At 53.4% G+C, this 24636-nt stretch carries 20 protein-coding genes and 1 tRNA gene; 14 read left to right on the forward strand and 7 right to left on the reverse strand.

The features are described from left to right. The 5 genes from H8711_RS11025 to H8711_RS11045 form a co-directional block, all read left to right on the forward strand. A partial coding sequence (locus H8711_RS11025) for a hypothetical protein (protein WP_346728206.1) occupies nucleotides 1–305 on the forward strand: 305 nt, incomplete at its 5' end. A 1-nt stretch (nucleotide 306) separates the two neighbouring features. Then, nucleotides 307–600 (forward strand): phage holin family protein, encoded by a 294-nt coding sequence (locus tag H8711_RS11030; protein ID WP_249283501.1) that lies wholly within the window; start codon nucleotides 307–309, stop codon nucleotides 598–600. Between the two features lie 4 nt (nucleotides 601–604). Further along, on the forward strand, nucleotides 605–1213 hold the full coding sequence (locus H8711_RS11035) for an N-acetylmuramoyl-L-alanine amidase (protein WP_249283502.1): 609 nt from the start codon (nucleotides 605–607) through the stop codon (nucleotides 1211–1213). Nucleotides 1214–1470: 257 nt separating this feature from the next. Further along, nucleotides 1471–2241, forward strand: a complete 771-nt coding sequence (locus H8711_RS11040; protein ID WP_249283503.1) for a hypothetical protein — start codon at nucleotides 1471–1473, stop codon at nucleotides 2239–2241. 11 nt (nucleotides 2242–2252) lie between these two features. Further along, the gene (locus H8711_RS11045; RefSeq protein WP_249283504.1) at nucleotides 2253–8021 is read left to right on the forward strand and encodes an LPD3 domain-containing protein; all 5769 of its coding nucleotides are present in this window, start codon (nucleotides 2253–2255) and stop codon (nucleotides 8019–8021) included. A 135-nt stretch (nucleotides 8022–8156) separates the two neighbouring features. On the opposite strand, the gene H8711_RS11050 is transcribed toward H8711_RS11045, so the two are convergent. Next, complete coding sequence (locus H8711_RS11050) at nucleotides 8157–8741, reverse strand: hypothetical protein (RefSeq protein ID WP_249283505.1); 585 nt, start codon at nucleotides 8739–8741, stop codon at nucleotides 8157–8159. Between the two features lie 432 nt (nucleotides 8742–9173). On the opposite strand from H8711_RS11050, the gene H8711_RS11055 reads away from it, so the two are divergent. Continuing rightward, nucleotides 9174–9791, forward strand: a complete 618-nt coding sequence (locus H8711_RS11055) for a Panacea domain-containing protein (protein WP_249283506.1) — start codon at nucleotides 9174–9176, stop codon at nucleotides 9789–9791. A gap of 16 nt (nucleotides 9792–9807) precedes the next feature. After that, the gene (locus H8711_RS11060; RefSeq protein WP_249283507.1) at nucleotides 9808–10293 is read left to right on the forward strand and encodes a hypothetical protein; all 486 of its coding nucleotides are present in this window, start codon (nucleotides 9808–9810) and stop codon (nucleotides 10291–10293) included. Nucleotides 10294–10454: 161 nt separating this feature from the next. On the opposite strand, the gene H8711_RS11065 is transcribed toward H8711_RS11060, so the two are convergent. The 5 genes from H8711_RS11065 to H8711_RS11085 all read right to left on the reverse strand — a co-directional run bounded on the left by H8711_RS11065 (nucleotide 10455) and on the right by H8711_RS11085 (nucleotide 15557). Continuing rightward, nucleotides 10455–10546: transfer RNA gene (locus H8711_RS11065), tRNA-Ser, on the reverse strand. Between the two features lie 101 nt (nucleotides 10547–10647). Next, nucleotides 10648–11130, reverse strand: a complete 483-nt coding sequence (gene rlmH, locus H8711_RS11070) for a 23S rRNA (pseudouridine(1915)-N(3))-methyltransferase RlmH (protein WP_249283508.1) — start codon at nucleotides 11128–11130, stop codon at nucleotides 10648–10650. A 12-nt stretch (nucleotides 11131–11142) separates the two neighbouring features. Beyond that, nucleotides 11143–11934, reverse strand: a complete 792-nt coding sequence (locus tag H8711_RS11075) for an MBL fold metallo-hydrolase (RefSeq protein ID WP_249283509.1) — start codon at nucleotides 11932–11934, stop codon at nucleotides 11143–11145. A gap of 81 nt (nucleotides 11935–12015) precedes the next feature. Next, complete coding sequence (gene murA, locus H8711_RS11080) at nucleotides 12016–13299, reverse strand: UDP-N-acetylglucosamine 1-carboxyvinyltransferase (protein ID WP_249283510.1); 1284 nt, start codon at nucleotides 13297–13299, stop codon at nucleotides 12016–12018. A 374-nt stretch (nucleotides 13300–13673) separates the two neighbouring features. Beyond that, entirely contained in the window at nucleotides 13674–15557 is a 1884-nt protein-coding gene (locus tag H8711_RS11085; RefSeq protein WP_249283511.1) for a M23 family metallopeptidase, read from the reverse strand. Between the two features lie 624 nt (nucleotides 15558–16181). Between H8711_RS11085 and H8711_RS11090 the strand changes: the two genes are divergently transcribed. From H8711_RS11090 to H8711_RS11100, 3 genes are read left to right on the forward strand one after another with little or no spacing between them, the layout of a single operon-like run. Further along, the gene (locus H8711_RS11090; RefSeq protein ID WP_249283512.1) at nucleotides 16182–17132 is read left to right on the forward strand and encodes a TAXI family TRAP transporter solute-binding subunit; all 951 of its coding nucleotides are present in this window, start codon (nucleotides 16182–16184) and stop codon (nucleotides 17130–17132) included. 7 nt (nucleotides 17133–17139) lie between these two features. Then, complete coding sequence (locus H8711_RS11095) at nucleotides 17140–17613, forward strand: DUF1850 domain-containing protein (RefSeq protein WP_249283513.1); 474 nt, start codon at nucleotides 17140–17142, stop codon at nucleotides 17611–17613. Nucleotides 17614–17646: 33 nt separating this feature from the next. Further along, on the forward strand, nucleotides 17647–19584 hold the full coding sequence (locus H8711_RS11100; RefSeq protein WP_249283514.1) for a TRAP transporter permease: 1938 nt from the start codon (nucleotides 17647–17649) through the stop codon (nucleotides 19582–19584). A 416-nt stretch (nucleotides 19585–20000) separates the two neighbouring features. On the opposite strand, the gene H8711_RS11105 is transcribed toward H8711_RS11100, so the two are convergent. After that, the gene (locus H8711_RS11105) at nucleotides 20001–21134 is read right to left on the reverse strand and encodes an FtsW/RodA/SpoVE family cell cycle protein (protein WP_249283515.1); all 1134 of its coding nucleotides are present in this window, start codon (nucleotides 21132–21134) and stop codon (nucleotides 20001–20003) included. A 222-nt stretch (nucleotides 21135–21356) separates the two neighbouring features. Between H8711_RS11105 and H8711_RS11110 the strand changes: the two genes are divergently transcribed. The 4 genes from H8711_RS11110 to rpiB are packed head-to-tail and all read left to right on the forward strand — an operon-like array spanning nucleotide 21357 to nucleotide 24628. Then, nucleotides 21357–23024, forward strand: coding sequence for a formate--tetrahydrofolate ligase (locus H8711_RS11110; protein WP_249283516.1), 1668 nt, complete (start codon nucleotides 21357–21359; stop codon nucleotides 23022–23024). Nucleotides 23025–23049: 25 nt separating this feature from the next. Beyond that, a complete protein-coding gene (gene tsaE / locus H8711_RS11115; RefSeq protein ID WP_249283517.1) occupies nucleotides 23050–23475 on the forward strand; it encodes a tRNA (adenosine(37)-N6)-threonylcarbamoyltransferase complex ATPase subunit type 1 TsaE in 426 nt (141 codons plus the stop codon). After that, nucleotides 23472–24176 carry a tRNA (adenosine(37)-N6)-threonylcarbamoyltransferase complex dimerization subunit type 1 TsaB gene (gene tsaB, locus H8711_RS11120; RefSeq protein ID WP_249283518.1) on the forward strand — a complete coding sequence of 235 codons (705 nt, stop codon included), beginning with the start codon at nucleotides 23472–23474 and terminating at the stop codon, nucleotides 24174–24176. The genes tsaE and tsaB overlap by 4 nt, the downstream gene beginning before the upstream one ends. Further along, entirely contained in the window at nucleotides 24173–24628 is a 456-nt protein-coding gene (gene rpiB / locus H8711_RS11125; protein WP_249283519.1) for a ribose 5-phosphate isomerase B, read from the forward strand. The genes tsaB and rpiB overlap by 4 nt, the downstream gene beginning before the upstream one ends. The last annotated feature ends 8 nt before the right edge of the window (nucleotides 24629–24636 follow it).

The following is a 24636-nucleotide window of genomic DNA, read 5'->3' on the forward strand; positions in this document are numbered from 1 at the left end:
GGCTGGAGGTGCTGTTCGGCGCGGCGTTATCCCTGTTGGGCCTCGCCTACCGCACCCTGTCCAGCCGGTTCAAACAGTACATGAAGGAGCAGGACGCGGTGAAGCTGGGGATTCAGGCCTTGCTGCGCGACCGCATCATCCAGACCTACAACCACTATTCCGCAAAGGGCTATTGCCCCATTTACGGCATGGAAAACGCCGAGGCGATGTACACGCAGTACCACGCGCTCGGCGGAAACGGGACGATCACAAAATTGTTGGAAGTTCTGCGGGAGCTTCCGACCGAGCCTAAGGAGGAAGAATAATATGGAGCAGATCATGAATTACATAAAGCCCGAACTGCTGATTCTGGCGCCGGTGTTGTACCTGCTGGGCGCGGGGCTAAAAAAGGCCCAGGCATTTGCGGACAAGTATATTCCGCTGGCGTTGGGCGCTGCCGGCGTGCTGCTGGCCGTCGTCTGGGTGCTGGCGACCACGGACATGACAGGTTACAAAGATGCGTTACAGGCCGTTTTTGTGGCGCTGACGCAGGGGATTCTCGCGGCGGGGTGCAGCGTATATGCAAACCAGCTTGTGAAGCAGTCGGGGAAGGACGAGTGAGGCCATGGAGATCAGGGAACAGCTCATCCGTATAAACCCCTACAGCCGGCCGGGGACGAAGATCAGGCCCACGAAGGTGATCGTGCACTATGTGGGCAACCCTGGCAGCACGGCGCAGAACAACCGGGACTACTTCGACAACCTTGCCACAACCCATGCGACCTACGTTTCGGCGCACTATGTGGTGGGGCTTCAGGGGGAGGTCATCCGGTGCATCCCGGAGGAGGAAATCTCCTACGGTGCGAGCCAAGGGAACAAATACGGCATCAACATCGAGGTGTGCCACCCGGACAAGACTGGGAAGTTCAGCGCCGTGACGGAGGAGGCATTGGCGGAACTGGCAGCGGACATCTGCAAGCGGAGAGGGTTTGACCCGGGCAAAGATGTGATTCGGCACTACGATGTGACGGGGAAGAAATGCCCGCTGTGGTATGTGGAGCACCCGGAGGCGTGGCTTACCTTCCGCGAGAGGGTCAGGGCGCTGGTGAACCCGCCCCAGCCCGACAAGCTCTACCGGGTGCAGGTGGGGGCGTATCGAGATCGCAAGAATGCGGAAAAACAAGTGCAAGAACTAAAAAGCAAGGGATATAACCCGATCGTGAAGGAGGAATGACAATGGCTTATTATACTCCAGGTCAATCATATAAAAGTGATGATGTTAACCGCCGGTATGGATACCAATCGGGATACGAGGGGCAATCGGCACAGCTTGGCCCGCGCAATAACAACAAAACCAGCGGGAGTACAAGCAGCTCCAGCGCACCGAAGGCCCCCAGCACGCCGAAAGCGCCCAGCACATCCGGTGCGGGAAGCTCCAGCACATCGAGCAGCGGGGGTAGCACGGATTCCTACTATGACGAGGCCAGACGCTTGGCGAAGGAGCAGGAAAGGGCCGCAAGGAAGGCCAGGGAGGCACAGATTGAGGCGGCGGTCGACCGGTTGGAAAGCCAAAGGCCGGTTTTGGAGGAGCAGCGGGCGCAGGCGGCGCAGGAGGCTTACATACGTCAGCAGCAGGCGCTTATGAATCTGCCCCAACAGATGAGCGCGGCCGGTATTGCAAACAGCGGATTGGCGGAAAGCTCCCTTGTCGGGCTGGACACCAGTTACGGCAACCAGGTGAACGAGATTACAAGGGCGTATCAGAACGCTTTGAATGATCTCAACACCAATATCGCGCAGGTGAGGGCCAACGGCGACACCTCCCTTGCCGACCTTGAAGCCGATTACCTCAAGCAGGTGCAGAATATCAGCTTGCAGCAGGCTCAGGCCGCGGAGAATGAGCGGCTTTTGCAGCAGGAATATGCCGCCAAGCTGGCGGCCGCTGGGGCGAGCTACAAGCCGAAGCTATCACTGGCACAGGCGCAGTCTCTACTGGACGGCGGAGTGGACAGCGATGAGGCCAGGCAGGCTTACCAGTATTACACGGGCGTGGCTTATTCTCCGAAGTTGTCAAGCGAAGCGCAAAAGTTCTATGACGCAATGGAAAACAGGCTGCAAACAAACCCGGCGAATGCATATTTTGCGCAGGATCAAATATTGAATGAAGTGGCTTATGCCATTCAAAGCCAAGTGGACGCTGGAAGAATTACGGAACAAGACGCGAGACTTCTTGCTCAGAAGTACGGAATTGACATCATGTGAGGTGTTATAAAATGGCCGCAATTTATTTGAACACAAGCCCCACAATCTATTTGGACGATGAGACAAAAAACAAGAATTCGGCAAATCGGCCGACAATCTATCTGAGCAAAAATAGGCCGTCGTCCCAACCGCTTGTAAACCCGTTCAATGCAGCAACCCAAGAGTTCAATAGGAAATATGCGAGCACAAAAACAGCCCCGCCGAAGTCGGCGGGGCTACCCGTGCAGCAGTCGTTGCCTTACGACAGATACGGCTATCAGAAGCTTAATTCTGTTGAAAATGCGCCGCGCGGCAGCTATCGGAATTACCTGAACTATCAGGAAAAGGCGAACCCTGTCAGGAATCCTCCGCGGGCAATGACGGAGAATGACCCGTCGATTGGGGATATGGCGAAAGCAGTCATGGATACAATCACCCCGGCGACGAAAATAGCGCAGCTTGTAACTTATGGTCTTAACCAACAAGCAAAGATGGGGCAAGAGGCGGAAGCCGCGAAACAGGAGTATTTCCGCAAAGCGCAAGAAGGGCCCTTGGATTTTGACGAGGCAATGGAGCTTGCTGGAAAGTCATACACAGGGCTTCTCCCAGAGTTGTTGAAGGATAGAGACCCGACCACAAAGGATTGGATTACGCAGCATTTGGAAGATAACCAGAGAAAAGGGCGAGAATTGCTGATGAACGGGAAAAGCGGCCCTGAGCAATTTTTCACCGACGCTCTTATTTCCTCGGGACAACTGCTTGGAGACGCTGCGGCAGCATCTGTTACGGGGCTTCCCGTTTCTGTTTATGCCGGCCTTACAGGTGGAGCGCAGGCCGGACAACAAGCTCTTGATGAAGGATACAGTTCAGATCAAGCCGCCGCGATGATGTTGGGTTCCGGAGCAATTTCAGCGGGGATAGAATCTATTGGCGGTTTTGGCGGCGATCTTGGGGAAGCTGTGGGTAAAAAGCTCCTCAATTCCGGCAAAGTCCCCCAAAAAATTGTCAACTATGTTTCAAAACTATCGGGCAACAAACTGGTGGAACTGCTCGGCGATGCGGCGTCTGAGGGCGGCGAAGAATTTTTGGAATACGATTTACAACGCCTGTATGAAAATTTGATACTGGACAAAGACACACCGAGGGACATCAAAGAGCAGCTATACAACACTGGAATTGGCGCGTTTGCGGGCGGGTTGTACGGCGCGGCCCGACAGACTACAGATTTCTTGTCGTCCAAACTGGATAAGGAATCTGGACTGACAGCAGGGGAGGTTCAGGCGAATAGCGACCCATCAGAAGAAAAGACATTGATCTCTTTGGAAGAATTCAAGGACACTCAGGCTGAGGTTTGGCGAAATGTTGACTACTCCGATCAGCAAACAAAAGCTCAAATTACCAGCGAAGTTTCAGACGAGATGTTGTCGGCTGGTGAGTATGTGGAATTACAAGATACAGATTTGGAGAAATTTGCTTCTTACTTTCCCGATTTGCGAAGTCAAAAAAAGGCGGAGAGAATACCAGTCATTCGGCAGAAAACAGCGGAAGTGAAATCGCTGCTACGCAATTTCCTCGAGCAAAATTTTAAAGGGAAACCGATTGAACTAAACCTCAATGGAAGGATTTTGGAAGCCAAACTGCACGATGTGGGTATCAAGGAAGTGTTGGAAAAAATAACGCAGACAAAAGCGGCAACCATTGATAAAACCGGCGAGATTTTCTCCAAGGCAAAATATTTATATAGCACACAGGATAAGGCTGGAAATCCAAACATCTACAGATGGAATTATTTTTATGTGCCATTGAAAATAGGCGATGATACTTTTGGCGTAAGAATTGCAGTAAGAGACATGAAAGCTGTAAATGAAAGCCAAGTCTACAATTATGGCATAAAGAAAGAAGCAACCTTGCCAGGCGGCCCGTCGGGACAAAACCCAATCGGTACCAATGGTACATCAGTTGCTTCTTTCAATCAAAATTTATCACAAATGGACAGTGCTGTCAATCCTCAAAGCGATTTTTCACCAGAGGAACTGGCACAAAATAAAATGCTGCGTGTTACTGCGACGACATTTGCCCCCAATGAGGGCCCTGTCCGTACGTCCGAAACGGATTCGCATTCTCCACGCAACATTGAGAAGTCTCCCACAATGGCCGATGCGCTTTCGCACCCCGAGCCTTACGTCCAAACGAGCAGTGGGCAAACTTCTTCTGCTCCAACTCTACCACAACCGCGCAACAATGTCAACGCTACGGCGGGCCTACCGGAAGCGCCAAAACCCCACTTGCCCACTCCGGAGGAATTGCAGGCAAATCAAGCGAGACTTGCGGCGCAACAGGAAAACGGCTTGCCATATGCACCAAAACCCCACCTACCCACAGCCGAAGAGCTTGCAAACCGCACACAGCAAAGTTATACTGTGGATAATGAAATAACGAAAGGCGGGGAAATAGATGGCGGAGCAGGACAACAAGCAGTTGGAGCCGATGGAGGAAGAGGACGATATGAGGGACGTGATAATTCCGATGCTGACGCCACTGGAGTGGAAGCGGTTCGGAAAAGCCTGGGAGATGGATTTGACGCCGTCCGAGAAGGCGGAATTACGCGAGTGGAGACGCCAAAGAAAAGAAGAACATATGAATTCCGGGAACCAAGAGAAGTAGACTATACGCCGCAGCAGAGGGCGGTGCAGCAACAGGCAGAAAAGGACGGGATGACAGTTCTGTTTTCTGACGGGCCGATTAGGCGCACCGTAGACGGTAGGACAGTCATGTTAGAAGAGGGTGGCCTCTACCTTGGCAGAGGAAAAATACTTCTTGTCGGCGATGGGGACAGCTACCGCCACGAACTGGGGCACGCGATAGAGGAGTATGCTCCTGAACAATATTCTCAATACATTGACACGATACAGTCGTGCTTTAATATGTCGTCACCAGATGCAGTTCCGTACCTTCAAACTCAAATAGACAGGCATAAAAAATTTAAGCCGAATTTCAAAGATGAAGATATTTGGCGCGAACTTGCCAACACGATTTTCAACGATCCTTCCGCCGGAGACTGGCCGATGTTGTTTTCGGATTGGGATGCTGTGGTAACGGCGGCCGAACAGTTGGAGCAGAACTTTCGGAGCTACCGTACTTCATCCCAGGCAGCAGCTACCGATGTTTCCACCCCAGGAAGATACGGCCCCAACACGGTAGGCGCTGCGGAAAGCAGAGGGCGGATGAGTACCGAGCAACTGGTGGAGCAGTATGGGGCATTAAGACCGGGCGAGGACCCCAGGGGCAGAGAAGTAGAGCTCCCCAAAGAAACCCCGGAAGGAAAAACTTCGCGGTTTGTGCAAAATGCGGCGGAAAGCTCGGCGGTGGACGATGAAATGGTTCGCCAGCTAAAGAAAGAGGTCGAAGCGGGAACTTTTGCCTATGCCCCGATTCGGGATAAGCGCGCGGTTGAAAATGCAAATTATCAGATTGCACAGCGGGGCGCTGAGAAGGTTGAAAGCGAATTTTTCGCACTGTTGGACAGCGGCCGGCGCGTAACCAAGAATGACCTTGCGCTGGGCGAATGTTTGATTAAAGAGGCGGCAGAACGCGGCGATGCTGAGGCGGTAATGCGACTGATAGCGGAGGTCGCTGCACTGGGTAGTGAAATGGGCCAAAACGTCCAAGCATTGCGGTTATTAAAGCGTCTGACGCCGGAAGGAAACCTGATGTCCTTGCAGCGGGCGGTTAATCGTATGAACAACGATTTAATTGAACAAGGGAAAAAGCCGATAAAAATTCCCCCAGAGGCCGTACAGGATATTTTGTCACAGACAACGCCGGACGGAATAGAACAGGCAAAGAAACGCGCGGTGACTAAGATTGCCGAACAGGTGCCTGTATCGTGGGTCGAGAAGTGGAATGCCTGGCGATACCTGGCTATGCTGGGAAATCCAAGAACACATGTAAGGAATCTAGTCGGCAACGCTATATTTGTGCCTGCGGTGAAGCTAAAGAACGCGATAGGAGCTGTGATTGAGAGCGCTGCAGGGCTGCCGGATAGAACCAAAACGCTGGGAAGGCCAGACAAGGCGTTGAGAGACTTTGCAATACAGGATTTTGAAGCTAATAAGGAAATCATAATGGGTGAAAGAAAATTAAATCCTTCCACTGAAATTATGGATAGCCGTAGAATCTTCAAAAATTCTCTTTTGGAACGGGCACGCACAATAAACGGCGATCTTATGGAGATGGAAGACGCTATCTTTCTGAAAATGCATTATGTCGATGCACTTTCAAGATACATGAAGGCAAACGGGATAACTCCGGGTGCGTTGAATGGCAACGGAGAGCTTTCAAAGGTGGCGTTAGAGCGTGCGCGGCAGTATGCGACAACTGAAGCGCAGAAAGCGACTTATCGTGACGCAAGCGCTACGGCAGACGCGATCTATAAATTCAGCCGTACCAACAAGGCGACAGATTTGATAATAGGAGGCAATTTGCCATTTAAAAATACGCCGATTAACGTTGTGAAGCGAGGGATAGAGTATAGTCCGATAGGTTTGATTAAGGGATTGACATACGATCTATACCAAGTGAAGAAGGGCTCAAAAACTGCTAATGAGGCAATAGATAGTATATCTGCTGGGCTTTCAGGGACAGCCTTGGCCGCGCTCGGCGCATTTTTGGCCTCAATGGGGATTGTTATAGGCGGTGCGGATGAGGATAAGAAAAATGGCCAATTTGACCGAATGCAAGGTCATCAGAATTACGCATTGGAGATCGACGGGAAAAGCTATACCTTGGATTGGGCGGCTCCTTCTTCACTCCCGTTTTTCGTGGGTGCGGAAATATGGAATCAGTTTAAGCAAAGCGACGGGAACCTAACTCCGGCGCAAGTAATTAATGGATTGACCAACTTGTTAGAACCGGTTGTGGAAATGTCAATGCTTCAAGGAGTGGAAAGCAGCATTAAATCGGTCGGATACAGCGATCACCCGCTGAGCGATTTCCTTTTGAATTCTGTAACCGGGTATACAAGTCAGGCAGTTCCCACATTGTTTGGACAAGTAGCACGCACTATCGATCCCGTAAGACGCAGTACCTACACAAGTTCTGGAGACAGTTGGCCAAAGCTGCTTTCAGATCCGACGCAAAAAGCAGCGGCGAAAATTCCATTTGCTAGTACAAAACTGCAACCCTACGTGGATCAATGGGGCAGAGAGCAGGTCAACGATAATCTGGCAAGCAGAGCGTTTCAGAACTTTTTAAGCCCTGGGTATTACTCGGAAGTTGAGCAAACAAGGGTTGACGAGGAAGTGGAACGGCTATACGAGACAAACGGAGATTCTGGCGTTTTGCCCGGTTACGCCCCCAAATACTTCTATGTGGACAAAAAGCGAGTTGACTTATCAGCAGATGAGTATACAGAGCTTGCGAAAGATAAAGGCCAGAGAGCTTACAAATATCTGCTTGATATGATTGACACAAGTGCCTATAAAAAACTGGATGATACAGAAAAGGCGAACGCTGTCAAAAGGGTATACGAATTGGCGCTGGCGCAGGCTAAGGAAAAAGTAAGCGATTATGAACTTGAAGATGAGTATGAAAAGATAATTTCAGCGCAAAAATATGACATATCTCCAGGAACTTATATTGGAATTATGGTACATGTTGGGAAATTAGAAGCAGATAAGGATATTCACGGCGATTCTATATCGGGTTCCAAAAAGAAAAAGGTATACGAATATATCAATTCGCTTTCACTTACTTATAGTCAAAGAATGGCGCTTATGGAGGCCCTGGGGTATAAAATGTAACACAGAGTGCCCGGAGATAACGCTTATCTCCGGGTACTCTTCAACATCACTGCAAACGAGCATCATTATTGCTGTCATCAATGTACACCTTCTGTAATTTACAATTAGATCATAAGTGAACAGAACAGCATCATTTCAGTAGGTATCACGAAGTTGGTTTAACAAATCTATTTTTCCTTTTTTTAACTCTTCAAGAATTTGAGGATGGGATTGTATTATTGTTTGTAAGCATTCTATTGAATTAATCAGCCGCTCTCGCTCCTCGCTCGAAATTTTGCCTTCGTTATAGGCTGTTACGACGTCGTCAATGGTGAGATCGCCCAAGTCGGATATAGCATTCTCTAATGTTTCTGTAGCTGCTCTAATTGAGGCATCAACCTGCCGGATTTTGCTCCGCAATTCTTTTCTGGCATCGCTTTCTCTAGCCAGATCAACTGAATCTTCGCCGTTATAAAATTTGAAAGGTGCAATTTTTTCAAATTCGGCGATAATTTCAGAGCATACTTGGACATAGGCTTGGTAATCTAATACTGATTTTGTAGTGTCTTTCCGAAATGTTTGATAAAGCTGATAGATTTTGTTAAACTCATCTTTTGTTAAATTTTTGTTGGCATCTGGCAAATTGATGATGAGCCCAACAATCTGTTTTTTTGAGAGCGGTGCGACCCCGCCATGCGAAATTATTTGTACATTGCGAACAGCTTTCAAAGAGTCAAACATAAAATATGGCACCTCCTTGTTAGGAGGATAGCACCAAATAATTGGGAAAATTGTTAAAGTTAGGCGAAAAATAAAATTATTTGGTAATTAGCATAAAGCACCTGGAGATAGTATTATATCTCCGGGCGCTGATCTTATTGTGTAGTATTTGCACCAGACACTTCTCCCCATTAATGCAAAAGTCCCGCCATGTTACGCATTCCCATCCATTGGATGAGTAGAGGCTTGACGGGATCTGTTATTTATAGTATATCCGAGATTAGATAATTTGTCTACGTCATATATTGTATGATGAAAATAAATTTATCCATATATTGCGATTGGTAAGATCGCGTCAGTTTGTTTTGTGTAACATTTGTAGAAAATCCTATAAATTTCCAAGCAGGAGGTGGATATAATGTAAATAAAAAATAGAGCGGGGTGGGGCGAAAGATGAAAGTCAAGTTTGAAATCGTGAGAAAAGCAAGCAAAATGGTCAAAATATTCATAAAAAAGAAAAAGAATATTAAAATTCATAAGATTTGCGCATGGACAAATCTTGGTAAGATGTGGTACATTCTAGGTGACAGTAGAGATACTGACGTGAAAGGAGGTAGCGTTATGTATAGCGTTTTTGACGTTGCAAACTGGTTCCTTCAAAAAGAAGAAATGACTAATAAAAAACTACAGAAGTTGTGTTACTATGCCCAAGCCTGGTCGTATGCATTTAATAACAAAAAAATGTTTGATGGAGATTTTGAAGCATGGGTGCATGGCCCGGTGAATCGGTCGCTTTGGAATGCATTGAGAAATTACGGATATGATAAGGTTGAATCGAATCACTTCTCAAAATCTGCTCATAATATTGAGGATGATTCGATATTGGAACTTTTGGAAGATGTATGGGCAACTTATGGGGAATTTAGTGGCGGACAGTTAGAGGCCTTGACGCATAGGGAAAAGCCTTGGTGTAAAGCTCGGATTGGTTTAGACGAATATGAACCTTCTCAGACTTTGATAGCCCCTGATGATATGAGATCATATTATCGTTCCCTCTTGGTAGAAAATTAGATGCGGGGGGACAGTTTTGAGTAAAAAAAGTGGGAAGATAATTCCTATTGATGGAGGGCCTTTGAATAAAGGCTCTCCAATTTATAATGCCGCAGCGGATTTGAATAAAACCAAGCAACGGAGACCGTCTATATCGATAACATACCTGGATGTAGGCCGTGATTATGGCCTTAAAGGATTAGTTGAAAATGATAAACGACACAGAGGCGAACGATACATATTAAAAGAATTTGATATGTTTTTAGAAAAAGTTAGAAAATATGACACTATTGAAGATGTAATGCGTGTTTTTGCCCCCAGGAAAAAAATGAAAAATGCAGATACAGAAAGTGTTAGAAAAATGAGAGAAATTGAGAAGAAGTACAACATTGAGACAGCGAATATGGTACATATACATTGTTGTGGAGGCGGAGGCGGTCAAATGGTTCTGCATGGATTTGTTTTACACAATTGCTTTGAGATTGTTTGGATTGATACAGACCATGATAAACACAAAGTATAGAAACCGACTGTAGATGAGTTCCAGAACGCCAATTTACTACAGGATTTTTACATTATTTTAGCTCCTTTTCGCTCCATTTCGCAACCTGTCCAAGCATGTCTCAATATATAAAAAAACCGCATGAACAAACCGATTTTGGCTTACTCATGCGGTTTTTCTAGTGGCGGAGATGGAGAGATTCGAACTCTCGAACCGCTTTTGACGGTTACACGATTTCCAATCGTGCGCCCTCGACCAGCTAGGCGACATCTCCATACGGTCGATTTCGCATCCTGAAATCAGAACGCTTAATTATTATAACCCAATCTGTTCCTAAAATCAAGATGTTTTTTTGATTTTAAGAAAGATTTTCACCTATTTATGGTATTTTCCGTTGGAATTGATCTGGAACGCGCGGTAAACCTGTTCGAGCAGCATCATGCGCGCCAGCTGATGCGGAAAAGTCATGCGCGACATTGAGAGGCGCAGGGGGGCGGATTGCTTGAGCGGTTCCCACAGGCCGAACGATCCACCGATCAAAAAGGCGATGCAGCTCTTGCCTTCTACAGCGGCACGGTCAATGGCACGGGCAAGGCCGGGGGAATCAAGCATGGTCCCTTCGATGCAGAGGGGGACGGTGTAAGCTCCCTGCGGCAGCTTGGCCGCGATGCGCCGCCCCTCGCGTTCGATGCCCGCCGCGATTTGGGCGGGGGAGGGCCGGTCGGGCAGGCGCTCCTCGTCCACCTCGATCACCTGGATGCGGCAGAATGCGCCCAACCGTTTGAGGTATTCGCTGCAGCCGTCGCTGAGGTAGCGCTCCTTTAGTTTTCCCACGCAGATGATCTGGACATTCAGCAATTTCGGCTCCTCCTAAAATATCAGGCATTCGCCGGGCTCGCTGCGCTTTGCCACGCTCAGGATATAGTCTTCTCCCATGGCCATGCGGCTGTTGCAGAGGCCCGAAAAGGCGGTTTGATAGGCGAGATCGGGATGGTTATTCTCCTTACTCAGGTGCGCCAGAACGATGCGTGAAGTCCCGTTGCGCACCAGCTCAGGCAGAAACGCTGCGCAGTCCTCGTTGGAGAGGTGCCCCTTCTGGCCAGCGATCCGCTTTTTGAGGTAATAGGGGTAGCGGCCGTTCATCAGCATGGCGGGCTCGTAGTTGGATTCCAGCAGTACCAGGTCGCAACCGGACAGGTTGCGGCGCACCTCGTCGCTGACAAATCCGAGGTCAGTGCAGATGCCGATCCGGCGGTCGTCGGCTGTCTCGATGCGGAAGCCGAGACTATGTATGCTGTCGTGCGAGGTGCGGAAGCTGCTCACACGCATCCCTGCAACCGGCACGCTCTCCCCGTTGATGGATTCCAACCGCGTTCCGGCTGGAACCGCATCGTTGGCGGTGAGAAACTCGAGCACCGGCTCGCTTGCAAAGAGCGGCACCTGTAAGCGCTTCATCAGCACCTTCAGGCCGCGGATATGATCGATATGTTCATGGGTGATAAAAATCGCCTGGATATGCTCAAGCGGCACCCGCTGCGCGTCCAAACCGGCCAGGATGCTGCGGCAGCTGATACCGGCGTCCACCAGGATTCCCGCCTCGCTCGAGCCGACATAGGCGCTGTTGCCGCTGCTGCCGCTGGCCAGGGTAAAAAATCTTGCCATAGGTTCCTTCCCTTTCCCGGAGCGATTCCCCGGTAATGTCTTGTTGATGTGAAAAAAGGCACCTTTACAGTGCCTTTTCGTTTAGATTGCTTTATCCGCAACGCTGTCGGGCAGCTCCACCTTGCGGATATCGGCCCCCAGACAGCGGAATTTTTGGATGATGTCCTCGTAGCCGCGCTCTATGTGGTAGATCTCCTCGATCTCTGTTGTGCCGTGCGCCATCAGGGCGGCGATCAGCATGGCGGCGCCTGCGCGCAGGTCGGTGGCCTTCACCGGAGCCGCAGTCAGGGAGGGGACCCCCTCGATCACCGCCACCTTACCGTCTACCTGGATTTTTGCACCCATGCGGCGGAGCTCATCCACATATTTGAAGCGATTGTCCCACACACCCTCGGTGACGATGCTGGTGCCTTCGGCCACCGTCAACAGGGTAGTCATCTGAGGCTGCATATCGGTGGGAAAGCCGGGATGGGGCATCGTTTTGAGCGAAATCTTTTCCAACGGGCCGTCGCGCATCACGCGGATCGAATCGTCGTATTCGATGACGCTGGCACCGGCCTTGATGAGCTTTGCCGTGATCGATTCGAGATGCTTAGGGATGACGTTTTTGATCAGCACATCGCCCATGGTGGCCGCGGCTGCGACCATATAAGTGCCCGCCTCAATCTGGTCGGGGATGATCGAATAGGTGGTGCCGTGCAAAAAGTCCACACCGTGAATTTTGATGACATCGGTACCTGCACCGCGGATGTCCGCGCCCATCGAGTTGAGAAAGTTGGCGAGGTCCACGATGTGGGGTTCCTTGGCCACATTCTCCAGGATGGTGAGGCCCTTGGCGCGCACTGCGGCGAGCATCACGTTGATGGTCGCACCCACAGAAACCACGTCGAAATAGATGTGCCCACCCGTCAGATGTTCAGCGCGGGCGTCGATCATGCCGTGATCCACCGAGACGGTCGCGCCGAGCGATTCAAAGCCCTTGATGTGCTGGTCTATCGGCCGCACGCCGAAGTCGCAGCCACCGGGCATCGAGACCTCGGCGCGAGAGAACTTGCCCAACAGCGCGCCGAGAAAATAGTAGGAGGCCCGCATGTTGCGCGCGAGCTCGTAGGGGACCACCGGATTGATCGCGCGGGTCGCGTCGATCTCCACACAGCTGCGGTTGATCGGGCGGATGACCGCGCCCATCTCGCTGAGAATTTTGAAAAGGACGGATACATCGCTGATGTTGGGGATATTTTCGATCACGCACGGGCCGTCCGAAAGGATGACGGCAGGGATGATAGCTACCGCTGCGTTTTTAGCGCCACTGATTTCCACTTCTCCGTTTAAACGGACGCCGCCTTCCACGATGAATTTTTCCAACGCGGCACTCTCCTTCATCTATACTCATAACCGAATTTGTCATGGGATATTATTCTCGAGACAGGCGCAGTTTACACCGCCTGTTTCACGTTATGTCAAAAGATTTTCAAACAGTAATATTATATCACCAAAGTCGCAGAAATAAAAGCGGTTCCCGGCGATATTTCCTGGTTCAACAAAATGGATGGCGCTTCTAACCGCCTTTTTCCACAAAAAATGTACAGAAAAAAACATTATGCAAACTTTTCACAGTATAGCACAGCGGCGGGCAAATCGCAAGAAAATTTTCACAAATTGAATTGTATAAAATTGTGCAAAAAAACCTCCGGACGGGAGGGGAAATCCCAAGCGTCCGGAGGTCGCTGTGCAGGGGATTAATACGGGCTTCTGGTGCCGATAAACCGGGTGGCGTCCAGGTAAGAACCGTTCTGACGAATTTCAAAGTGACAGTGATTGCCCGATGCGTTGCCGGTTCGACCGACCGCCGCGATGATCTGGCCCTGCTCCACGTAGTCGCCCACGTTTACATATAGAGCGCTGCAATGAGCATACAGAGTCTGCGTCCCATTGTCGTGCTGGATGATGATATGCATGCCGTAACCGTAGCGGGTCTGGGTGGCTTTCACCACCCGGCCGGACATCGAGGCGACGATCGGGGTGCCGCTGCGTGCGGCGATATCGGTGCCCGTGTGGCCCCAGTAGCCCCAGATGCGGCAGGAGATGTAGTTGTAACCGGGGCTGCCCACCACCGGCCAGATGTATCCGCCGGTCGAGGTGCCGTTGCCGCTCGCCTTGGGCACGTTGGTGCCTCGGGAGATCACGCGGGTGCGCGGCTCAGAAAGCACCGTCTCCTTCACGACATTGCGGCTGACCTCCACGTCGTCGATATAGGTGACATCGGCCACCACCTCTTTGGTGCCGGTCAGGCCGGAGGTCTTGACCTCCTCAACGCCCTTGAGCAGCTGCGCGTTGTCTACATACTCAGTCTCGTAGGGGATATCCTCCTCGTAGGTCTCGCGCCGCGTCACCTGCACCTTCATCATGGGCACCGAGCGCGAGATAAGCAGCTGCTTGCCCGGCAAAAAGTCCTCGTCGATATCCGGGTTCATCGCGTTGAGCTCCCGCAGGGGAATGCCGGTTTTGTCCGCGATGAGCGACGGGCTGTCGCCCGCCTCTACGGTATAGTAGCTTTCACCCGACACATTACCGGTGAGCATATTGGAAAACTCTGCGGTATCCTTGAGCGACTGCACCGGATAGAGGCCATCCTTGAGTTCCACCTTGCTCACAAAGTGGATGGTTTCAGTCTCGTTGCCGGTCTCGTACTGATCCAGCATGTCGTTCATGATGTCGAGCACCTCTTCCGGCTCGGTGGAGGCGCCCTTAAAAGAGCCGCCGATGTAAAGGCCGCTGGCCTGCGTAATTTCGCTGCCGCTGGCCTCGATGATGCGGTTGGCCAGGGTATCCTGGTCGGTCAATTGGTCCTCTGTGACCATCGCCAGTTGATACTGCGGCATTGAGATCACCTGCGCGTCTGCACTGACCAGTGCGGGTTCGACTTCCTCCGTATCTGCGGCGCTGTCGCCCACATATTCGCTCAGCACCTGCACGCTGGCACCGCTTTTCTGCCCGGGGGCGGCTTCCTCGTAGACGATGCGCTGCTGAACCTCTTTTTCGGCGTTTTCAAACACTGACTCATCAGTGATGTAACCGATATCCTGCCCGCCGTAGTTCACCTTGAGGGCAAAATTGAGGCTGGTGAAGTGTTGGATGGTGATGACGAGCGCCACCACAGCGCAGACAGGGGCCACATAGTTGAGGATACGGGCGATCCCGCGGCCCAAATAGCGAAGTACTTCCCAAACAATCTGTAAGATTTCCAACAGGACAGCCCGCCGGCTGTCCTTTGCAGCGGCGCGCACCCGCTCGCCATACTGCGAAACGTGCGCATGTGCTGTCAGCACAGGGGTGACTGCGTCGCGCAGCATAGACTTACCCCAGCGCTTAAAAGAAATCCAAAGACGGGAGTACTTGGCGGTTACTTGGTCGCGAAAGCGATTGAACCACAGCTCCATCCTCCGGCCGTAGCGGCGTTCCGTGCGGACAATCTGGGCTCCCATATAGTAGGCCAATCTATAAAATCGATCCAATAGGATGTCAAGATTCAAAGCTGTCTTCCGTTCCTCGCCGTCTGGCGAAGCAACCGCGGCCTGCATCGCCGATTTCGAATCCGGTTGTTTGCCCGATTTCGTCTTCAAAGGCATGGCATCCGCCCCTTTCCCTATTGTTCCATCCATGGCCCCGGGGCCCAAAAATGCGTCCAAAAAAGGGCGCACCAAGTCCATGGCTTACTGTTAACTATACCACGCCTTTCCCCCCTGTTTCAAGTTCGTTCACAGAAATGTTAGATTTTTTGTGGCGATATCTACAGGATTTGCAAGAAAGAAAGAATATTTTATACATATTTTTTGGACCGCTTCACGGGATTATCACAATTCGAACAAAAAGAAAGAAACCGCTCAAAACTCAAGGAAATCTTGGAAGGGCATAGAAAAATTTTTTCCGGAAAAGTTGTGGATTTTGCCGGTGTCAGATGGGGCAGGGAAGCAGAAAACCCGATAAAATAAAGAATAGGCGGACATCGAGGCTTTCATTCGAGACAATAAAGTTCAGGACAGCGGGGCTTGTACAGGAAAAATGCACACCAATCCGCATTTCGATCTTGTAAATTTCAGCGAAATTCGATATAATACCTACGGATAATCGATGCCTGTCCAGAGGTCGACATTGCCGGCGGGTACCCCCGCCGCAAGGATTCAACCGCCCGTCCGGGCTTGCACAGGTTCAGGTACCAATTTTCAATATTTGAGGAGGAATTCAATTTGAAGAAGAAAATTTTGTCAACCATTGCAATGCTGTCCGCAGTGGCGATTCTTTCCACAGCGTGTGGCAAGTCGGAAACTGTCCGCCTGGCGACCGGCGGCAATACGGGTACATATTACGCCTATGGCACCGCTGTTGCGCAGGTGCTCGGCGGCAAGACCGGCGTGAAGTTCAACGTGCAGTCCACCGGCGCTTCCAAGGCGAACATCCAGCTCATCGCTGCGGGTGAGGTGGAGATGGCGGTTGTGCAGAACGACGTCATGGATTACGCATACAACGGTACCGACCTGTTTGAGGGCGAGAAGACCGACGACTTCTCCTCCATGGCGGCGCTTTACGCCGAGGTCTGCCAGATTGTGGCGGACCCCAGCGCTGGGATCAACTCGATTGAGGACCTGCGCGGCAAGAACGTTTCGGTCGGCGACGCGGGCAGCGGCGTGGAATTCAACGCCAAACAGATTCTCGGCGCCTACGGCATCACCTTTGACGATATCGGCAAGCAGAACCTGAGCTTCAGCGCCTCGGCTGACGCGCTGAAGGACGACAAGATCGACGCATTCTTCTGCACCGCGGGCGCGCCCACCACTGCGATCATGGATCTGGCCACGAGCAACAAGATTTCAATCCTGAGCATCGACGACGAGCACGCGCAGAAGCTGATTGCGGATTATCCTTTCTACACCCAGTATCCGATTCCGGCGGGCACCTACGCGGGCGTCGATCAGGATGCGATGACCCTCGCGGTGAAGGCGACCTTCATTGTCAGCAACAAGCTGCCGGAGGAGACCGTTTACAACATGACCAAGGCCCTGTTTGAGAATAAGGAAGCGATCCAGTCCGCGCACGCCAAGGGTGCGGAACTCGATCCGCAGTACGCGGTCGAGGGCGTTTCGGTTCCGTTCCATCCCGGTGCGGAGAAATATTACCGTGAGATCGGCGTGATCCAGTAACCAAACGATGACACGTAACAAGCGTGTGGGAGCAGTCGCGGCCGTGGCGCTCACGGCTGCGGCTCTCTTTCTTATCTTCCTGTTTCGCCCGGCGCGGCTGGTGCTGTGCAGTGCGGACACAGGGAGGGTCTACCGCACTTGGGATGCCTACGACGGCATGACCTTCTCAGTCGAATTTGTACATTCGGTCAACAAGAGCCCGGTGTGCGACATCTTTGAGGTGCGCGACAGAAAAATTTGGGCGGTTGCCACGCGATACAGCGCGTTTGGCGCGGGCGTACAGACCGAAATTGAAGAGGGACAGACCCTCAGCTACGACGAGGATGGGGCGATGGTGGTTTCCGGCTTCGACCTATCCTTCCCCAAGCTCTCTTATATTGTGGGCACCGTCTCCGATCACATTCTTTCGATCCAAGGCGAGGAGATCAGCCTGCGGGAGCTGTGCGGAAAAAATGCGGCGGTGGTCTTTGAGGTCCGCTAGCCGTATCAAAAAGGAAACAAAGGAGGGACCGGATTGTCGAAATCCAATGAAATTTTGAAAGATATCGAAGCGCCGCAGGACGTAGACGCCCTGATGGCGGAATTTGACCGCGAATCCAATACGCGGCATTTTGAAGGCGTGCCCAAGTATATTGTCCGGGCGCTGCTGGTCGGCTTTACTGTTTATGTCTTTTGGATGACCCTGATCGCGACGCCTCCGGAGCAGGTGCGGCGCGCATCGTTTATCGGTATTCTCATCTTTTTGGCGTTTTTGCTCTACCCGATGCGCAAGCACCAGTCCAAGCGCGTCAATCATGTGCCCTGGTACGACCTGGCGATGGGCGTTATCGGCGGCGTGTCGTTCTTCTACTATGTCGTCAACTTTGAGACGATCGTCAACCGCGCGGTCAACATCACCACCATCGACGCGGTAATCGGCATCGTGGGCACCCTGCTGCTGGCGGAGGCCTGCCGAAGGGTGGTTGGCTTTCCAATTTTGGTGGTCGCGGGTGCGTTCATCGCCTATGCGTTCGGCAGCGGCTATTCGCTCAACCGCATCGTGCACCAGCTCTTCTACACCACCGACGGCATCATCGGCACGCCTTTGGGGGTCTGCTCGACCTTCATTGTGTTGTTCATCATCCTGGGTTCCTTCCTGGAGAAGACCGGGATCGGCACCTTCTTCATCGATATCGCCAACTCGGTGGCGGGCTTTGCCTCGGGCGGCCCTGCAAAGGTGGCGGTCATCTCGAGCGCGCTGGAGGGCATGTACTCCGGCAGCTCGGTCGCCAACACCGTGGGCAGCGGCAGCGTCACTATCCCGATCATGAAGAAGATCGGTTACAAGCCGGAATTTGCAGCGGCTGTTGAGGCGGCGGCCTCCACCGGCGGCCAGATCATGCCGCCGATCATGGGCGCTGCGGCCTTCCTGATGGCGGAGATGACCAACACCCCCTATGCGGTGATTGCGGTCTCCGCGATCCTGCCGGCTGTGCTGTATTTCACCGGCATCTTTATGATGATCCATTTTGAGGCGAAAAAGCTGGGGCTCAAGGGTCTGCCCAAGGAGGAGATCCCCAACTTCTTCAAGCTGTTCTTCCGCAAGGGCTACCTGTTCCTGCCCATTGTGGTTTTGGTTGTGCTGATGAGCATCGGCAAGACCCCGGCGCTGGCCGCCTGCTACGCGATTCTCACCGCCATTGTGGTGAGCATGTTCAGCAAGGAGACCCGCATGACCCCGAAGGTGTTCGCTGAGGCGCTGGAGGGCGGCGCGAAGAACACCATCGGCGTGGCTGTGGCCTGCGCCATCGCGGGCATTATCGTCGGCATCGTCACCCTCACCGGTCTGGGTCAGGACCTGCTCAACGTCCTGATGGCGGTGGCCAACAACAACCTGCTGCTCGCCCTGTTCCTCACCATGATCGCCTGCATCATCCTGGGCATGGGCGTGCCGACCACTGCGAACTACGTCATTATGGCGACCATCACCGCGCCCATCGTGGTGCAGATGGGCGTCCCGGTGCTCGCAGCGCACATGTTCGTATTTTACTTCGGCATCGTGGCGGACATCACCCCGCCGGTGGCGCTGGCAGCTTATGCGGGCGCGGCCATCGCGAACTCAAACCCGCTCAAGACGGGCATCACCGCCACACGTCTGGCGATCACGGCGTTTATCGTTCCGTACATCTTCGCGCTCAACCCCGCGATGCTGTTCATCGATACCACGCCGTTTGAGGTCATCCGCATTATTGTCACCTCGCTCATCGGCATCTTCGCCATTTCCGCGGGCATGGAGGGCTATATGTTCACCCACATGAAGTGGTGGGAACGCCTGCTCTGCATCCCCGGCGGCCTGCTGCTGATCGAGCCGATGCTCTGGACCGATATCACCGGCCTCACGCTGATTGCGGTCGCGGTGGTGCTGCAAATCGTGGCCAAAAAGCGCGGTCAGTTCATCGCGGCCGGCGCGTAATAAAATATCAAATATCAAAGAAGCCATGCTCACCGCGAGCATGGCTTCTTTGATGGCGGAGCTAATGCGTAATCAAATAGACAAAAGTTAGAAGCGCAATCAGAAACATTCCAAACTGCATCAAGTCGCCAAAGCTTAAATTCATATAATATACTCCTTATGTAGAATGAGAACAACAGTTAATTCCGTGCGAAAGTTGTTCTTTATGACAAATATAGCATAATTTTCCACGGAGATCAATATTTAAAATATTACTGAATTTTAAATTGATAATAGAAATAAAGAAGAGGTTGCTAATTTCAAACAGCAATCTCTTCTCTATTTAAAATATTACTATTTCAATCCACAGGTTTACCCTGACGGCTACTACTATACCACATAAAAACCAAAACTGCAACACCGCCGCCGAAAAGCGGTCAGCTGATGTTGTCGGTAAACAGCCCTTTGGTGTTGTAGAGGTAGACGCTGAGCACCAGGCCGATCCCCATATAGGTTGAGAGGATGGACGAGCCGCCGGCCGAGAGAAACGGCAGGGTGACGCCGATGACCGGGACCACGCTCAGGTTCATGCCGATGTTGATGATGATCTGCGAGGCGTACATGGCGAACACCCCCACGCAGATATTTTGGCCGAGCGCGTCGGGGCAGCGGCGGTAATTGTGCAGGATTTTGAGGCAGATCGCGGCCAGCAGGCCGATGATGGCGATACAACCGACAAAGCCGAGCATTTCACCCGCCACAGAGAAGATGAAATCGTTGTGCATCTCCGGCACATACCGCAGCTTGTCGGTAAGAATCCCCTTGCCCCAGACACCGCCGGTGCCGATTGAGATGTTGCCGTGGTATTGTTGATAAAAGATGGTGGCGAACTCGGGGTCGTCGGGATGGAAGATCGCCAAAAAGCGCATCTTCTGGTCGTAGTTCATCACCCCGAACCAGACGACCGGAATCGCAATGGCCGCACCGACCAGCGCGGTCACCAGGTACTTCCACGAGAGACCGGCCGAGAACAGCATGACGACGAAGATGAGCGCAAAGATGAGCGCGGAACCGTCGTCCCCCTGGAAGTGGATGAGCAGCACCGGTACCGCGCCGTGCAGGCAGAGCAGCAGCACGTTTTTGGGCGCGTTCAGGTGTTCCTTCACCAGCGAGAGGTGGTAGGCGAACGACATGATAAAGCTGATCTTGAGAAATTCTGACGGCTGTAGATTGAAGCCAAAGATTTCGAGCCACGCCTTGTCGTCCACCGTTTCGCTCACCTGCTTGCCGATAAAAAAGGTGAGGATGACCAGAAACAGGGCGAGCGGCACATGCAGCTTCCACATCTTGGCGATAAAGCGGTAATCGATCTTGGAGAGGATGACGGCCGCCATCAGACCCATCAGGATGGCGGCGGCCTGGGTGAAAATTTTGCCATCGCCGATATATTCATTTCGGTAGATGCCAAACAGCAGCACCACACTGATGCCGGAACAGGTGATGCAGAGCAGCAGCAGCCAGTAATCGGTGGTGCGAAAGTAGTTGCCAATCGCATGAATCACTTTTTTCATATTGTAAAGTCCTTGTTCTTATATTGTTGCGCCGGGATGTAAACTAATTATAGTATAGCTCCAAATAAAACGCAATCGACACCCCGGCCAAAATCCGACAAAAGAAAAAAATTCACAAAATCCCGCCGGGCGGCTGTTCTGCCGGGCAAAAACATGTTATAATCAAACCAATCGTGTGCGAAGCCATCCGCAGAGAGATACATACAGAGGGGGACTTGATCGATGTTGAGCGATATTGAGATCGCACAGGGCGCAAAGATGCTGCCCATCGCCGAAATTGCGGCAAAACTAAACATTCAAAACGACGAACTGGAGCCCTACGGGCGCTATAAGGCCAAGCTCTCCGAGTCGATTTACAGCCGACTGGAGGGCAAGCCGGACGGCAAGCTGGTGTTGGTCACCGCCATCAACCCCACGCCCGCGGGCGAGGGGAAAACCACCACCACTGTCGGCCTCGGCCAGGGCATGAAAAAAATCGGTAAGGACGCGATCATCGCGTTGCGTGAGCCCTCGCTGGGCCCGGTGTTCGGCATCAAGGGCGGGGCCGCGGGCGGCGGCTATTCCCAGGTGGTGCCGATGGAGGACATCAACCTTCACTTCACCGGGGATATGCACGCCATCACCGCGGCGAACAACCTATTGTGCGCCATCATCGACAACCATATGCAGCAGGGCAACGAGCTGGGCATCGACCAGCGCCGCATCCTGTTTAAGCGCTGTATGGATATGAACGACCGCGCGCTGCGCAATGTGATTGTGGGCCTGGGCGGTAAAGTCAACGGCGTACCCCGCGAGGACGGCTTCCAGATCACCGTGGCCAGCGAGATCATGGCGATTCTCTGCCTGTCGAGCGACCTGGCCGACCTCAAGCGGAGGCTGGGCTCCATTCTGGTGGCGTACAACTACAGCGGTCAGCCGGTCTATGCGCGCGACCTCAAGGTGCACGGCGCGATGGCGGCGCTGCTCAAGGATGCGCTCAAGCCCAACCTGGTGCAGACGCTGGAGAACACCCCTGCGCTGATGCACGGCGGCCCGTTCGCCAACATCGCCCACGGCTGCAACTCGATCCGCGCCACCAAGCTGGGCCTCAAGCTGGCCGACTACTGCATCACCGAGGCGGGCTTCGGCTCCGACCTCGGCGCGGAAAAATTCCTCGATATCAAGTGCCGTTTTGCCGGGCTGGCACCCTCGTGCATTGTGCTGGTGGCCACCCTGCGGGCGCTCAAATACAACGGCGGCGTGCCCAAGGCGGAGGTCGCCCAGGAGAACGTGGAGGCCCTGAAGCGCGGCCTGTGCAACCTGCGCGCCCATGTGGAGAATATGCGCAAGTACGGGGTGCCGGTGGTGGTCGCGATCAACCGCTTCCTCACCGATACCGACGGCGAGATCGCCGCGTTGGCCGACTTCTGCCGCGAGCTGAACGTCGAGTACGCCCTCTCCGAGGTGTTCGCCAAGGGCGGCGACGGCGCGGTCGAGCTGGCGCAGAAGGTGGTCGCCGCCTGCGAACAGCCCGCGCATTTCCGGTTCCTGTACGATGAGAAGCTGCCAGTCAAGGAGAAGGTCGGGATCATCGCGCGCGAAATTTACGGCGCGGACGGGATCGTCTACACCGCACAGGCGGAAAAGATGATCCGCGAGATCGAGGCGCTCGGGCAGGATAAGCTGCCCATCTGCGTGGCCAAAACCCAATATTCGTTGTCGGACGACCCGGCCAAACTGGGGCGGCCCACCGGCTTTGCCATCACCGTGCGCGACGTGCGGTTGTCGGCCGGCGCCGGGTTCATCGTGGTGCTCACCGGAGACATCATGACCATGCCGGGGCTGCCCAAGGCGCCCGCGGCCAATCTCATCGATGTGGACGACAACGGCAACATCACCGGCCTATTCTAAAAATAATCGAGGACTGATACCGACTATGATAACCTATCACAGCGCGAGTGCCGCGGATACCGAGGCGTTTGCGCGGGATTTTGCTGCGAGGCTCCGCCCCAACGACGTTCTGGCGTTCCGGGGCGGGCTCGGCGTGGGCAAGACCACCTTTGTGCGCGGGCTTGCGCAGGGGCTGGGGGACGGAAGCGAGGTCTCCAGCCCCACCTTTGCGATTGTGCACGAATATTCCTGCACCCCCAGGCTCTGCCACTTCGATATGTACCGCATCGCCTCGCTCGACGACCTCTACTCTACCGGCTTTTTCGACTATTTGGAGACCGGCGCGATCCTCGCCATCGAGTGGAGCGAACAGATCGAGGACGCTCTCCCGCCGGACGTTATCACCGTGTATCTGCGGCGGGACGGGGAGGACGGGCGGCAAATCATCATCAGCGGGGGGCGGTTTGAATGAAGATACTGGCGATCGATTCCTCGGCCCGCGCGGCCTCCGCGGCGGTGTGCGAGGAGGAGCGGGTGCTGTGCGAGAGCTACGCGGACGTGGGGCTCACCCACAGCGAGACGCTGCTGCCCATGCTGGACGCGATGCTGCGTTCCGCAGCCATCCCGCTGGAGCAGATCGACCGCATCGCGGTTTCGGTGGGGCCCGGTTCGTTCACCGGCCTGCGCATCGGCATCGCGGCGGTGAAGGGGCTTGCATACCCGTCGAGGATTCCCTGCATCGGGGTGTCCACCCTGGAGGGACTGGCCCACAACCTCGCGGGATTCGACTGCATCGCCTGCTGCGCGATGGACGCGCGCTGCAAGCAGGTGTATACCGCCTGCTTCGATATCTCCGGCGGGACGGTGACCCGGCTCACCGAAGACGCGGCGATGGCGGTGGACGAGCTGGAACGGGAGCTGTGCGCGCTGGATGCAAAAAAGCCGGTGTTTTTGATTGGCGACGGCGCACAGATATGCTATAATAGCTTTGGACAGGGCAGCGGGTACCGCCTGGCGCCGCCCCAGTTGCGCTATCAGCACGCCAACAGCGTGGCGCGCGCGGCGCAGCGCTATGAGGACCGGGCGGTGAGCGCGGGGGAATTGCTCCCAGCGTACCTGCGTCTGCCTCAGGCGGAACGCGAACGGCTCAAAAAGGAGGGTGCAAATCGATGATTGCGATAGGTAGCGACCACGGCGGATACGCTTTGAAACAGGAGATCATGGCCTGGCTGGATGAGCACGGCTATGCATACAAGGATTTTGGCACTTACACGGAGGAGAGCTGCGACTACTCCGACTACGCGCTGCCGGTGGCGCACGCCGTGGTGAACGGCGAGTGCGATCGCGGCATTCTCTGCTGCGGCACCGGTATCGGCATTTCAATCGCGGCCAACAAGGTGCACGGGGTGCGCGCGGCGCTGTGCAGCGATTATTTCAGCGCGAAGTACACCCGCAAGCACAACGATGCGAACATCATCTGCCTTGGCGGGCGCACCATCGGCGCCGGGTTGGCCTGCGAGCTGGTCGACGTCTTTCTGGGCACCGAATTTGAGGGCGGACGCCACGCGCGCCGTATCCAAAAGGTGATGGACATTGAAAAAGAAGAGGCTCAGAAGCAACACTGAACAATAAA

It is taken from the genome of Ligaoa zhengdingensis, assembly GCF_014384885.1.
GTDB classification, from domain to species: Bacteria; Bacillota; Clostridia; order Oscillospirales; family Ruminococcaceae; genus Ligaoa; species Ligaoa zhengdingensis.

Coding starts and splice junctions, on each gene's coding strand:
- H8711_RS11030 (WP_249283501.1), top strand. CDS start 307: ATGGAGCAGATCATGAATTACATAAAGCCCGAACTGCTGATTCTGGCG.
- H8711_RS11035 (WP_249283502.1), top strand. CDS start 605: ATGGAGATCAGGGAACAGCTCATCCGTATAAACCCCTACAGCCGGCCG.
- H8711_RS11045 (WP_249283504.1), top strand. CDS start 2,253: ATGGCCGCAATTTATTTGAACACAAGCCCCACAATCTATTTGGACGAT.
- H8711_RS11050 (WP_249283505.1), bottom strand. CDS start 8,741: ATGTTTGACTCTTTGAAAGCTGTTCGCAATGTACAAATAATTTCGCAT.
- H8711_RS11055 (WP_249283506.1), top strand. CDS start 9,174: ATGAAAGTCAAGTTTGAAATCGTGAGAAAAGCAAGCAAAATGGTCAAA.
- H8711_RS11075 (WP_249283509.1), bottom strand. CDS start 11,934: ATGGCAAGATTTTTTACCCTGGCCAGCGGCAGCAGCGGCAACAGCGCC.
- H8711_RS11095 (WP_249283513.1), top strand. CDS start 17,140: ATGACACGTAACAAGCGTGTGGGAGCAGTCGCGGCCGTGGCGCTCACG.
- H8711_RS11105 (WP_249283515.1), bottom strand. CDS start 21,134: ATGAAAAAAGTGATTCATGCGATTGGCAACTACTTTCGCACCACCGAT.
- H8711_RS11110 (WP_249283516.1), top strand. CDS start 21,357: ATGTTGAGCGATATTGAGATCGCACAGGGCGCAAAGATGCTGCCCATC.
- tsaE (WP_249283517.1), top strand. CDS start 23,050: ATGATAACCTATCACAGCGCGAGTGCCGCGGATACCGAGGCGTTTGCG.
- tsaB (WP_249283518.1), top strand. CDS start 23,472: ATGAAGATACTGGCGATCGATTCCTCGGCCCGCGCGGCCTCCGCGGCG.
- rpiB (WP_249283519.1), top strand. CDS start 24,173: ATGATTGCGATAGGTAGCGACCACGGCGGATACGCTTTGAAACAGGAG.